Source organism: Pedobacter sp., assembly GCF_041645105.1.
Lineage (GTDB): Bacteria > Bacteroidota > Bacteroidia > Sphingobacteriales > Sphingobacteriaceae > Pedobacter.
In genome coordinates this window covers 148,296-162,445 of the sequence record NZ_JBAZQQ010000007.1, presented here as the reverse complement: position 1 = coordinate 162,445, position 14,150 = coordinate 148,296, and the positions used below count along the sequence as shown (strand labels likewise).

Annotated in this window: 10 protein-coding genes; all 10 read right to left on the bottom strand. The window is 40.6% G+C overall.

Features of this window, described 5'->3' with window-relative positions; translation table 11 throughout:
- From WC623_RS20390 to WC623_RS20345, 10 genes are read right to left on the bottom strand one after another with little or no spacing between them, the layout of a single operon-like run.
- Entirely contained in the window at window positions 1-663 is a 663-nt protein-coding gene (locus WC623_RS20390; RefSeq protein ID WP_372854568.1) for an aspartate/glutamate racemase family protein, read from the bottom strand.
- Between the two features lie 19 nt (window positions 664-682).
- A complete protein-coding gene (locus WC623_RS20385) occupies window positions 683-2,080 on the bottom strand; it encodes a four-carbon acid sugar kinase family protein (protein WP_372854566.1) in 1,398 nt (465 codons plus the stop codon).
- Window positions 2,081-2,085: 5 nt separating this feature from the next.
- The gene (locus tag WC623_RS20380) at window positions 2,086-3,333 is read right to left on the bottom strand and encodes a ribulose-bisphosphate carboxylase large subunit family protein (RefSeq protein WP_372854565.1); all 1,248 of its coding nucleotides are present in this window, start codon (window positions 3,331-3,333) and stop codon (window positions 2,086-2,088) included.
- Between the two features lie 8 nt (window positions 3,334-3,341).
- A complete protein-coding gene (locus WC623_RS20375) occupies window positions 3,342-5,390 on the bottom strand; it encodes a glycoside hydrolase family 127 protein (RefSeq protein ID WP_372854563.1) in 2,049 nt (682 codons plus the stop codon).
- A 46-nt stretch (window positions 5,391-5,436) separates the two neighbouring features.
- Window positions 5,437-8,829: a glycosyl hydrolase gene (locus WC623_RS20370; protein ID WP_372854561.1), complete on the bottom strand. Its 3,393-nt coding sequence runs from the start codon at window positions 8,827-8,829 to the stop codon at window positions 5,437-5,439.
- Window positions 8,830-8,838: 9 nt separating this feature from the next.
- On the bottom strand, window positions 8,839-10,131 hold the full coding sequence (fucP, locus tag WC623_RS20365; protein ID WP_372854559.1) for an L-fucose:H+ symporter permease: 1,293 nt from the start codon (window positions 10,129-10,131) through the stop codon (window positions 8,839-8,841).
- Window positions 10,132-10,168: 37 nt separating this feature from the next.
- A complete protein-coding gene (locus WC623_RS20360) occupies window positions 10,169-10,612 on the bottom strand; it encodes a MaoC/PaaZ C-terminal domain-containing protein (RefSeq protein WP_372854557.1) in 444 nt (147 codons plus the stop codon).
- A gap of 37 nt (window positions 10,613-10,649) precedes the next feature.
- Window positions 10,650-11,729, bottom strand: a complete 1,080-nt coding sequence (locus WC623_RS20355) for a Gfo/Idh/MocA family protein (RefSeq protein ID WP_372854555.1) — start codon at window positions 11,727-11,729, stop codon at window positions 10,650-10,652.
- Between the two features lie 6 nt (window positions 11,730-11,735).
- The gene (locus WC623_RS20350) at window positions 11,736-12,986 is read right to left on the bottom strand and encodes an extracellular solute-binding protein (RefSeq protein ID WP_372854553.1); all 1,251 of its coding nucleotides are present in this window, start codon (window positions 12,984-12,986) and stop codon (window positions 11,736-11,738) included.
- Complete coding sequence (locus WC623_RS20345; protein WP_372854551.1) at window positions 12,979-14,148, bottom strand: CaiB/BaiF CoA transferase family protein; 1,170 nt, start codon at window positions 14,146-14,148, stop codon at window positions 12,979-12,981. Before WC623_RS20345 ends, WC623_RS20350 begins: the two co-directional genes overlap by 8 nt.
- Window positions 14,149-14,150 lie beyond the last annotated feature (2 nt).

The following is a 14,150-nucleotide window of genomic DNA, read 5'->3' as shown; positions in this document are numbered from 1 at the left end:
TTATTTAAGAAGGTCTGCAATATGATGAATAGCTAGCATTGGACTCGCAAGAATTGGAACCCTTTTCTCTGCTTCTGGCAAACTATCTACCACACGTGACATCGAAGCCTGTGCCAAAACAATCACATCTACTTCTGTCGATAGTTCAATAAGCGCTTTACTAACCATTTCATCGTGCTTTTCAGGTTGTCCACCCATCAATGCTTCAAAAGCACCTTCACACAATCTAGAGGTCAATTCAATTTCTTTTCCTGCAACTATAGCACGACGCTTTACCAAATCACTTGTCGGTCCCAATGTCGTTGGTAAGGTGGCTATTACACCAATCCTTTTTCCAGTTTGAACTGCCAAATCGGCCATCGGCTGATCAACCCTTAAAACAGGAACACTGGTTAAATCTGCTGCAGCCTCAATTGCTGCACCTATTGATGAACAGGTTACCAAAATAAAGTCTGCACCTGCAGCCTCAGCTGAAGATACATGATCTACCACCCTCTTTGAGGTTAACTTAGTTAATTCATTACGTGCGATAACATCTTTAATTAAACTGTCATCCACAATGTTAAATACATTTATACCCGGCAGATAATCACTACAAAGTTTTTGAAAAACGGGTACTAATGTTGCTGATGTATGGACAAGTCCGAGTGTTTTTGCTTTCATAATATGGATTATAGTTTGGTTATATAAGATTGTTATTAAAAAATTCTTCTTTTCCTACCTGCCCTCCTTTAAAGACAACTTGCAGATGGTTTATTGCAGATCCAGGTGCATAAGCAAGGCATAAAGGTGCACCAGGCGTTAAAGGAGCGATCATTTCTACGGCTTCAATACCCATTGCCCTTGCTGCGTAGCTAGAGGTATCTCCCCCAGCAATAATGATTCTTTTAAGCTCAGTTGCCTCTGCCGTTTGCTTCACAATCTGGCCCAATAACTGACCGTACAACTGTGCGGTAGCGGCTTTACCAAAACCTTTTGCTTTAAATATCAGATCCGTTTCGGCTACGCGTGGATCGTCATTACCCAAACTGGTATGAATTAAGGGATGTTTTCCCTCATTGATCAAGGCAATAGTTTGTTCGGCATATGTTTTAGCAGCTAAATGAATCAGTTCACTATCTGATAAAAGATCTGCTTCAGACACCTGATTAGCTAATAGTACTGTATCGATCGGCAATTCAGTAAAGCCATTAGACAAAGCATAACTGATTTGTCCTGCCGTTACAGCAGAACAACTTCCTGAGGCCACCAATACTGGTCCATCAGCTTTAATCGCTTTCCAGTCTGTCGCTCCTTGCAATACGCCTTTTTCTTTCCAATGATCACCTAAAGCCTTTTCAATGGCAGAGGAACCTGCAGAAAAGACAATCTGATCAATTTTAGCTTGTCCATCAATCAACTCCCCAATGCTTTTAAGTTCTTCAGCTGTCAACGCGTCAAAAAGTACAATTTCATGCGCTGAAAAATCAGGAATAAAAGATTGCTGCTGGTATTGATGTAATTCAAGAATATTGAACAATCCTATTTTCTTAGTCGTCTGCTTTCCCAGGTGCAAACGAATATCACTTTCATCTGCAGGTGTTGTAGGATGAAAGCGCATGGAAGGATGCCTGTCCAGGCGATAAATCTCACCCTCGCTTCCAATCCCCATGCGGGCAAAAAGGTTCCCAAATAAGCCATAACGTCCCAGATGAGGTGCCGCAGCCAGTAAAGGAACTGGTTTAGTTTTAAATATAGACACCCCTATATCAATCGCTTTACCTATACTACCTATAGTAGGAGATGAATCAAAAGTAGAACAAACTTTATAATGAACATGTCTCGGATTTAACTTCTTTAGAGCTATAAAAGTGGGGGTCAATGCTTCCTCCATTTCATCAGGAGAAAGTGCGCGACTCTTACCGGCCACACCTATTGCTTGCAAATCAGGATAACGCGCCAGCTGTTCTGCCGATGGGGATTCAATAAATAAAACCGTTTTAATTCCCGCTCTGCTTAAAAACTCAAGCGCATCTGTAGATCCAGTGAAATCATCTCCGTAAAAAGCAATCAGTAAGCGGTTATTATTCATGCTTTCCATAGCTGTTATTTAGGTTTTCCAAATACAGTTACCGAACGACCAAATTGAGGGTATTTAGCCGCTGCTTCCTCAACAGACAAACCGTCAACTGCCGCTTCCCAGGCTTGCTGTAAAGCATTAACACCTCCAGCGGGCCCATCGGGATGCGCCATAATCCCACCACCAGCCATATAAAGCAGGTCGACCGTTTTGGTTCTTCTATAAGTTTCCGGTGCTTGTCCACCCCATTGTCCGGATGACACCACTGGTAATACTGAGTAACCACCCAAAAGAGGTGTTAAGCAAGCTTCGATAGACTTTACTACCGAATCATCAGACTCCCAGAACTTGTTCTGAATACCATTTACATGAATCTGGTCTACCCCTGCCAGTCTCCATAATTTTTGATAGGCAGGAAATTCAATCCCCAACAAAGGATGACGGTTCAGCATCCCCCAACCATTACGGTGACCATGGATCGCCAATTCGCCCATATCACCTATTTTTTTAACGCCTGAAAGGCCTACACTATTCAAACTGATCATGACCGAAGTACCACCAGACTTTAGTACTTTTTCATAATTACGCTGCATCTGATCTATATCATCGCTGATGTTAAAAGCATACATCACCTTTTTACCTGTACGATCTGCATGTTTGTTAATCACCTCCATCACCGCATCAACACGCTTATCAAATGGAGAATTGGCAGATGAACCCAATAACTCATCATCCTTTACAAAGTCGATCCCCGCTGTAGCAAGTGTATCAACCAGGGCAGCTGTCTGCTCTGGTGTCATCCCAATACTTGGTTTGATGATCGTTCCGATCAATGGTCTGCCATATACACCAGTCAATTTCCTACAGCCTTCAATACCAAATGCGGGTCCTTTAAATGCCTTTGCATAAGATGCAGGCAGTTCCAGGTCCATTAACTTTAAACCTGTAAACTGGGTTAACTCATACAAGTTTCCTTGTAAGGTCGATACCAATACCGGTAAGTTATACCCAAAATTCTCGACCGACCATGATACTTCTATCATGGCACGTTGGTATTTTCCTCCAGATGAAACTACACCTGGAATAGCAGGAGCATCAGCTACATCTAAAGTCGTAATATTTTCTACTCTGGCAGCGAAACGCTTTTTCAGTTCGGCTGTTTCACCGGGAACAGCAATAAACGTTCCCGACGACTGTTCACCAGCCAATACCTGCGCTGACTTTTCAAGGTCAAGTGGTGTTTCTATATAATATTTTGCTGTTACTCTTTCCATTTCTATACTTATCTGCTAACTGGTAACCAAACTGACATTTCTGAATGCCCACGATTGCCCCAGGCAAAATAAGGTACCAATCTGATTGGTGTAACTGTATTTACCTGGTTAAGCGGACGATAAAGCACATTCTTCCAATCCTTATTTTCAATCAGCTGTGCATTACCTTCCAGACTCATCATATCTGCACCATCAATTTTTATCGGACTTGCCTTTAAACTGATTTGTGAAGGGATTAATACGTTAAAGATGCGCTTACCTGGCAAATCAGGAGATTCCAGACAATAAACTACCGGACCACGTTTAACTGCAACCTGGTTTCTGTTTTCTTCTACAAGTGGATTTGATTCCAATAACTGAGCATCCATCGGTAATACCAATTCAATTTGATCACCCGATTTCCACTTACGGTTCAGTTCAGCATACGTACCCGGTGTTGCCACTACATTTTCAACTTTTCCATTTACTTTTATAACTGCACTTGATGCCCATCCAGGAATACGTAGGAACATCGAATAAGGCTTATTACCTGTTGATTTAATACTGATTTTAATGTTGCCATCCCATGGATAATTAGTTTCCTGAGCAAGGCTAACTTTCGATCCATCCTCTAAAGTAGTCTGAATAGTATTGCCACCATACAAATTGAACCACAAACCTTTATCAGAAATGCTATAAGCATAATCACTCACCTCAGCAATGGTACGTACTACATTAGGTGGACAACAGTTTGACAAGCCGATATAAGGAACACGGTCTTTAGACCAGCGTTGCTGAAATGGTAGGTCATCCGAATAACTTAAAGGATTGGTATATAAGAAATTCTTCCCATCCAGACTAATGCCTGAAAGCACACTATTATACAATGCCAGCTCCATCACATCAGCATACTTTGCATTACCACTGATCTGCAACATTCTCCAGTTCCATAAAACGTTACCGATGTTGGCACAAGTTTCATTATGAGCTGTAAAGTTTGGCAACTGAAAATCTCTGCCAAAGGCCTGGTGTATCTTCTGAACATCTGCCGGATTGTATGATGTACCATCAGGAGACGTACCATCATATAAAGAACCACAACCACCTGTTACATACATTTTATGTTGGTTCACATCATCCCACATCAAATTGAGTGTGTTCATTAATGAATCATTCCCTGTTTCAGCATATAAGTCAGCTACACCTGCATATAAATAATTAGCTCTTACAGCATGCCCCATAGCTTTTGTTTGCTGTAAAAAAGGAATTCTGTCCTGGTTATCATCAGTTCCATCGTCAATTTTACCTTTGATAGCGATCAGGTGTTTGGCCAATTCCAGATAACGAGGTTCTTTTGTAGTACGGTACATTTCTATTGTACCCATATAGTGAGAAGGACAAATTGCATTTCTGGCTAATGCAGGTGATGCTTTCTGGTAAAAGTTATACAGGTATTCAGTAGCTCTTTTAGCCACATCCAGCAAATTGGTTTTACCAGTAGCCCTATAATGAACACATGCAGCCGTCATCAGGTGACCAATATTATAAGCTTCAAAGCTCAGCCGATCCTGGAATTGATTGTTTGAACCGGTTTTACGCTGCTCAATCATTGCTTTAGTATAGATGTAACCATCTTCACGCTGTGATTTTGCAATCACTCCAATGGCCTGATCCATCTTCACCAATAATTTCTTATCATTTGTAGAGGCATAAATGCTGGCCATTGCCTCTAATGTTTTATAATAATCACCATCATGAAAAGAAGGGCCTTTATGTGATCCTGTATCAAGTCCGGCAGCAATTTCAAAGTTTTTGAAAGCATGGCTGATGTGTTCATCATTATAGATATTCCACATATTCGGCACCATAGTTTCCTTTGCCACTTTAAAGCGGTCTGCCCAAAAACCCTTTGTCCAGTTAACATCTTTCATATTCGGGCTATGCAATTTAGCATGACTACTTTCTTTTGTGTTTACCAAACTTTTCTCCTGCGCACTGGTATTCAACACTGGAAAAAGCAATGCCGTGCATGTACTATAAAATAAAGCTCTACCCAGATGTACTTTGATCCTTTTCATGTTTATATGTGGTTTTATTAGTTTTAGTTAATGCTGTTTTTTTGGTTTACTTTATAGTTTGAATGCTTACTGGTCCCAATAGACCTGCTTCCAGTAGAGGCTTTCCTTCTAAGCGGAAAGGTGCATTGGTTTGGGTGATTCGTTTATCTTGTGGTAAACGCTGATCACCAATAATTCTATTTGCCCAGGTATTACTCACTTCAATACTTAACTCATTGTCTCCCGATTTAAGCGCTTTGGTAATGTCTACCCTGTAAGGCGCAGTCCATACCGTTCCACAATCCACTCCGTTTACTTTTACAGTGGCCATGTTGGCTACTTTAGCCAGATCCAAAAAGATTTGCTCTTGTCCATTCTCTTTTACTTTTTTTCCTTTATGCTTAAAAGTCTTGGTATAGATAGCTGTTCCTGAATAATATTTAACCAAAGTATCAGTGCTCTTGCTCCAATCCTGCAATACTGGAAAAATTAATGGTTTTGTTGGCCCACCATAGCTGGCATCAAAGCTAACTTTCCAATCACCGGTTAAGACTTGAGCAGTACTGAATGACTCATAGTTTGCTTTACCCGCAATTGGAGTTGCAACCGGCGCATTGCGGTTAAAGGTTACAAATACGGAAGCATTAGCTTCTAATTTTATTTGCATTTCCAATCGGCCATCCTTTAATTTCCAATCGTTCGCTTTCCAGCTTTTCCCTGTAACCGCATCATAAAACTCGGGGGCAGACTTCAGATCATTTACTCGGAATGAAAAGTTTAACAAACGATCATTATCCAATTGATTTGCAATGAAATAAATATCTTTATCATTAGTTAACCGATGAGTATAAGCTATGTATTTGGCATAAGAATCCTTTCCTGCATCTGCGATAATCAAATCCCTTTCCAGTCCCAGTTCATCAAACGATTCTGCTTGATATGGGCCTATAACGACCCTTCCTTCACCTAATTTACCTGGCTTCCACAACTCCTCTACTAAAGTTTTAAATTCAGCTTCTGAAACTTGTTTCAATCCAGATTGATAAAGTGGCTTTTCGTTCAACAATACTGTTGCACCTGATTTCACCAATGTCAGTAATTGCTTTAAAGTCTCGAAATTCATATACTGATAATTCGGATTCATTGCAGTTTTACCAGGAATTACCAGTATAGCATAACTAGCACCGCTACTAAACACTACTCTTTTATCCTTTACAACAGCCGTACTCAATACATCCGGATTAAAAGAATCATAAGCATAACCACGTAAAGGGTTTACCCAATTTTCCGGATCAGCCATATTTGCAGAGTGATTCACTCCCATTGGCTTAATTCTTAGTGGTTGCCCTTCATTTAACAGCCTGATACGCTCAGCTTCTACCACATCTTTTCCGAATATCCCAGGTAAAAATGGCACCAAACGATCAGGGAGTATAGATCTTCTTGGGATTTCATCACCAATAAATACTGCTACATCAGCTACAGGTTTCCCTTGTTGCAATAAGCCTTGTGCACGTTCAGCATATTCAACCCAGGCCTTACCCGGCTTCCACCAGGTCTGGTCACGTTGGAAATAAAGTCCTATACCGTCTAAGGTCATTCCAGGCTTTCTGTCCATCCATGGGTTATGAACATATACGTGGTAAACCAATTTATTGATCCCTAATGCATAGTTCCTGTCTTGCAGCGTTTTCATATTACCAGGATGTTCCGCCCAGTCCATACGTATGGATGTAAAAGCTTCGGCCTGTACAATATTCTTCCCGTAAATATGTGCACCTGAAATCGCATCCAGGATATCATTCAGCTTATCATGGGTAGGACTATTCAACCAGAATTCGCCCATTGGAACATCTACGGCTTTAAAGTGTAACAAACCATCACTAGTCATGGTTGGTGCTACACTTTCTGCTACTAGTGTGATACCTTTTTCTTTAGTAAGTCGTGCCAGTGTATTATAAAACTGATCTATAATCAGTTCTGAAACAGTTTTACGCAGATCATATAAAAAGCCTTCTGAAGCAGCAGCACTTTGCACAGGTATGCCGATTATAGCAGGTAAATAAGGCATCATATCATAACCCCTGCGTTTTTTAAACTCAGCTGCAATTAATGGCGACCAATTTTGGCTACCACATTCCCAACTTTCCACAAACATATCAGCCAATACTTTGGAAGCAATTTCTGGCCCTCCACGTTTTAAAGCTTCACCATACCAGCTATCAAACTGTAATTTTACGGCCGCAGGATTAAACTTATCAATTTCAAGTCCCTTACCACCACCACCAGTAGCATTGGTATGTCCTGTTGAAGTATGTCCGATTCTTAATATTGTCCAGTTTCCCTTTGGCGCTTTCCAGTTTAGACTACCATCAGAATTTAATTTAGCCGTCAGATCTATCATTTTGTGTACAGGTATACAAAACTGATCAGGTATCTCTGTGGCTGTACTGCGCGGACTGATACGCCATACAGCAGCTGATTTTCCTTCAAACTGATTGATTCTGGCTTCAGAAGACAGTTCCAGGCCAGCCAGTTTTAAAGAAGGCTTCCATTTGGCAGCATCTAAATCTTCAGCTCCAGGTTCTGTTCCTGTTTTATAGTATACAAAACGGTAATACTTTGCTGTTACCGCTTTAATAGAATGCGTCACAGCAGCATCAGAATCCTGCCATCCATGGCGTGGCGGTACAAGACGACCAATAGAACGGAATACCTTTCCATCATCACTCACTTGTATTTCCAAACGATGTGCCTGGTAATTGTTACCTTCAATTCTAATGGTTATGCTCCTGGTGGTAAAAGGCTGGTCAAAAGCGTATTGAATCCAGCAAGGCTCATTACTACCAAAATTCTTTTTATTTCCAGGAACGACCAGTACACTTGCATCGTTACCATTACTACTGCTTACTTTAGGTACAACACTACGGGTAGAAATGCCTGCACCTTCAACCGAAGGGTAAGCATATACTGCAATATCTTTATAATAATTCTCTAATGCATGAGGCTGTTGCAGTTTCACTACCGCAGATGTTCCACCTTTGATATTCAACTGTGTAGACACCACCTTTTGCATAGATATGTCGGGTGTAACCCAAGGACCGCCAGCTAAAGCAAAGCCATCACTAACGTGCATGCCTAGCTTTAAATCCAATCGCTTAGCTTCCTGCATGGCAAAGGTTACCATATCCCACCAATATGGAGTTAATTGTTGTGCAGGCGGACTAAATAATGGAGGATTATCTGCACCTTTAATTGACATCAGGTAAGCACCTCCAATACCAGAGGCTTTCATGGCTTCAAGATCGGCAGTAATACCAGGTTTAGAAACACCAGCTTTCACCCAGTGCCATAATACCCATGGTTTAGTGGTATCATATTGCTGAGCACGTGCAGGCAATGCTAAAATGCTGTAACAAATCATTAAACCTAATAAAACCCCTTTTCCTTTAAAACTCATAATCAATCTTTATTTGTGGGCAACTTTATAACCCCTCAATCCGAAATATAAAATGATGAGATAGCACACCAATGGAATGCTATAACCAATCTGAATGTTATCGTTATTTAAATCAATCAATGTACCCATTGCGTATGGAAGGATCGCTCCACCAACAATAGACATGATCAACCATGATGAGCCTGGTTTGGTGTCATCACCAATTCCTTCAATTCCTAATGCAAATATTGTAGGGAACATGATCGACATGAAGAAGCCAATAGCACCTAAAGCATATACCACATAAGCACCGTTACCAAAAATAGCCACCATACTCAACAACACTGCTATAGCTGCATAAATAGACAATAATTTATGAGATGAAATGAATTGCAATATCGCTGTTCCGGCAAAACGACCAACTGTAAATAATAAACCATAAATCGCCAAATAATAAGCTGCGGTCTTTTCGTCAAAACCACCCCCCTGCTGAGCCATCCTGATAAAGAAACTGGTTACACAAACCTGTGCTCCAACATAAAAGAATTGTGCAATTACGGCCCATCTTAAATGCTTGTGGCGCAAAGCACCGAAAAAACTACCTTTAGCTTCACCATCCGTACTTTTGGTCTTTACTTCTGGAAGGTTTACAAAATAAAAAATGATGGCAATCACCAACAATACCACTCCTAAAATGATGTAAGGCATCTTTACAGAAGCCGCTTCTTCCATAAAATAGCTATTACGAGAAACATCTGTCATTGCTGCCAGTTCTTCCTGCGTATATGATTTCCCTGAAAGGATAAACATGGAACCAATAAAGGGAGCAACCATTGCCGCTAGTCCATTAAAAGATGCAGCGAGATTTAATCTGCTGGTTGCCTTTGCAGGATCTCCTAAAACCGCAGCGTATGGATTGGCTGAGGTTTCCAAAATGGTTAATCCGCATCCAATAATGAACAATGCAACCAGAAAAGTAGTATAAGACAACTGATTTGCAGCCGGAACAAATAAGAATGCACCAATTGCAAATACCAATAAACCAATGATCATACTCGCTTTATAACCCCATTTTTTAAGGATTATCCCAGCAGGAATGGCCATTAGAAAATAAGCCATAAATACAGAAGTGTCGATTAAAGTAGACTGTCTGTTGTTGAGATCACAAGCTTTTTTCAAATGTGGGATCAATATCGAATCCAGGTTATGCGCCATTCCCCAAAGGAAAAATAAGCACACCACCAAAATAAATGGCACTAAATATTTTTTACCCGCTGAAGGATCTCCACTGTTGATTACTTCCGGCTCTGTTGTATGGTTCATACGAAATGTGTATTAGGTTTTGGTCAATACTTTATTTTTATACTTTCTTCTTTACCAGTAGCAAATGATCACATACCAAAACGACTTCACCATGTTGGTTTTTTATTTCTACATGCTCAGTCACCGTCCCGTATTCTGGTTTCTTCGCTTCCCCTTTTTCTGAAATGGTAATTTCAGAATGAATGGTATCACCAATAAATACTGGCTTAACAAAACGTAAACGGTCATAACCTTTTGAAAAAGCTTCTGGATTGATTTCAGAAGCGGTTAAACCGATCCCTATACTAAAAATCATCGTTCCATGTGCTATCCTCTGCTTAAAAGGTTGTGTTTTACACCATTCTGCGTCCATATGATGAGGAAAGAAATCACCTGTATGACCTGCATGAACTACAAAATCTGTTTCTGTAATGGTTCTTCCCAATGTTACTCGTTTTTCTTCTAACAGGTAATCTTCAAAAAATATCGATCTGAAATACATATGTTAAATGTGTTCTTTTATGTTTATTATAGGTATACTAATTATTTTTCAACTGTTCGCTAACTTTTATGCCACCTTTATCGCTGGAGATGTAAGCGCTCTCCACCACAGCCATTGTCTTAATCACATCTTCAACACTTGTATACAAGACATCCGATGATCCTTCCCTATAACGCATTAAATTGGCCATTGTACCAATAAATGCTTCAGGAAACCAGGAACCTTCCAATTCAACCTGCTTCCATTGCGGAAGTGATTTTTCATCTGTCAGACAGTACTCAAACACATCTGGTATACCATGCGGATAATCCATCAATAAACCGACATTGGCTTTTATTGCTCCTTTTGTCCCTTCCCATTTGATGAAACACTCTTGATTATGAGCACCAAAATCATGGTCATGATTGGTATTGATTACTGCGTGCATAGTATCTCCGTAATCCAGTAAAATAGTTGAGCGAGACGATGACAAAGTTTTTGCCGGGTGTTTTAATGTTTTGGCCATCACTGTTTCCGGGTCGCCTAAAAACGAACGTAACATGTCTACATAATGGATGCTATGGTAAAGTATTTCCAATCTTGGATGCACCATCACATGCGGAAATATCTCCCAGGGTGTTTTAATCGTTACCCGCACTTCCATATCGTACAATTCACCAATCATTCCCTGGTCAATCATATACCTCGCTGCACTTACAAATGGTGCAAAACGCAATTGAAAGTTAATGGCAGCTACTAATTTCTTCTTCCTGCAGAGTTGCAAAATCTCTTTTGCCTCTTCAAAGGAATCGCCCATAGGTTTTTGAATCAATACTGCGACCCCATCTGGCAGTTGCTCCAACGTCTCAATGTATTGCTCTGGCATAATGGTTAAATCATACACTGCATTTTCAGGTGCTTTGGCTACTGCTTCAGCAACTGATTCATAAACATTTGGAATATTGAATGCTGCAGCTAATTTCTCTGCCTTTGCTTTAGTACGGTTTACAATCCCATGCACCATAAAACCTGCTTTTTTATATGCAGGAAGATGGGCATCAGCAACGATACCACCAGCTCCGATTATAATAATGGGTTGTATGGTTTCTGGTAAAGTGGGTTTATATATAATATCCATAAAGCTCTACTTATCAATTAAATTAATCTTATCCTGTGCTGCTTTTACAATAACCTCGACCTCAATTTCTGAATGTAATGCAGTCAACACCATCTCATCGATTAGCGTTGCAATTTCTGCCCAGTTACTTTTTTGAGGTAAGGTCTTGGCACCTTCATGTAATTGCTCCAACTTGTGGTAATAAGGTACGATCTGATTAATCTCCTCATCTTTCCAGGTTGAAATACGACAACCGATACCGCCTTCAAGTGTTAGCAGTTTATCATTAGCTTCATTTACTGCAAAACGGATAAAGTCGTATGCTGTTTGTTTGTGTAGACTCCCCGCACCAATTGTGTACAGCCAATAAACATTTAATGAGGCAGACTTACAGCCTTGTGATGCGGGTAATAAGGCGACTTCTACTTTCCCTTTTACCTTTGATGAAGAGTCAACCTCACAGACTGAAGCAAAACCAAACCAATTGATCATCATAGCTGCTTCTCCATTTGCAAATGCTGCACCTGCCCTTACCGAATCGAAATCAGCCGAATCAGGATGTACTGCTTTTTGATCTTTAACAGCTGTTCTATAAAACTCAAGTCCTTCGATAGCAGCAGCAGAATTTACCTTCACTTTTCCTGTCTCATCTGTCAATGTGCCACCACGACTCCACAATTGCAAACAAAAATCAAATACAGTATTGTGTCCATCTGGATAGCAGGCAAATACAGTTCCGTACAAATTCTGCTCTGGACGGTTAAAAAACCGTGCTACCTGTATAAAATCTTCCCATGTTTGGGGAACAGTAAGTGCTTTTCCGTATTGCGCAAAATAGCGCTCCTGCTCTGTTTGATCTTCAAATAAATCTTTCCTGTAAATCAGGCATTCCGGTCCATCATGGAAAGGCAAACCTATAATCTGATCAGTAAACTGTTGTGAAGCCAAAAGAGAATTGCTCCATCCCTCCGGGAAAGCAACAGGAGCTTCTTTGTTGATCAAGGGTTTCAAATCCTCAAATGCGGCGTCGGTATAACCTTCAAATAACCAATCGGTATTGATATGAGCAACATCCCAGTCACCATTTTTGAGTCCTTTTTTGATCAGTGTACTTTCATGAAGCTCATGCAAATCCATAGGCACCATCTCCGCTTTTAAGCTACAGCCTGATGTAAGACAGTATTGATCCCATATCTTTTGCATAGCAGATTCGAAAGGACCAAACTTTCGTACAGCTATTCTGAATACTTCATTTTTATCCACTGGCTTATTATCCATCGACATTTGATTTTAGTTTGATAAACTGGCTCATGATTTTTTCATTATCCTGCCCTAATTTAGGGGAACCTTTGGAAGAAACCATCAATTCTCCGTCAATCCTTATTGGACAACGGGTAGTCTGATAACGATAACCATCTGTCATTTCTACTTCCTGGATCATGTTTAAGGCTTTAAATCCATCATGGTCCATCAGTTGTTTCCAGTTGAGCACATCAGAACACCAGATATCCGCTGGTTCCAATACTGCCAACCAGCTTTCTGTTGTTCTGGTCAATAAATGATCGGCCAGGATCGCTTTGATCTCGTCTCTTTTATCAAATGCTTCTGCAGGATCGGAAAAATGTTCCATAGCAGTACATTCCAACAAGCGTGCAAGTACAGGAATTGAACCCATGGCTAAGGCAATATGGCCATTGTCCGTTTGATAAATACCATAAGGTGCACCTAAATAAGCATTTGCATTATTTTGTACGGTACGTTCCGGAAGTGCTCCACCATCATTCATAAAAGTAGTGATGGTTTCAAATTGAAAATCATAAGCCGATTCGATCATACTGACCTGTACCAATGCACTTTCGGTCTGCTCTCCCATCGTGACTTTACGAAACAGGCAGGCAAGAATCCCTTGTGCCAAATGCGAACCAGCTAGCATATCAACAATGGAAAGTCCCATTGCTACCGGACCGCCAGCATTTCCTGTTAGCCAGGTTAACCCTGTTACCGACTGTAAAAGTAAATCCTGACCAGGTTTACCTTTTCCTTCTCCTTCTGTACCATAGCCTGAAAGCTCGGCATAGATAATATTTTTGTTTAATTCTTGTACTGTCTCGTAATCGAAACCTAGTCTTTCCATTACACCAGGGCGAAAATTATGGATCATCACGTCTGCCTTTTTTAACAGCTCACGTACCATTTTACAATCATCCTCATTTTTAAGGTCTACCTCAAAGCTCTCCTTATTTCTGTTGATGGCGTGAAAAACGGAAGATTCTCCGTTCATAATCACATTGGAAGTGTACAGCGTGCGACAAATATCGCCAGTCCCTGTACGCTCTATTTTAATCACCCTTGCGCCCATGTCGGCCAACCGCAAACTTGCCGAAGGACCTGACAAAAACTGGCTAAAATCTACCACTAAATAATCTTCCAGGGGCCTCATAT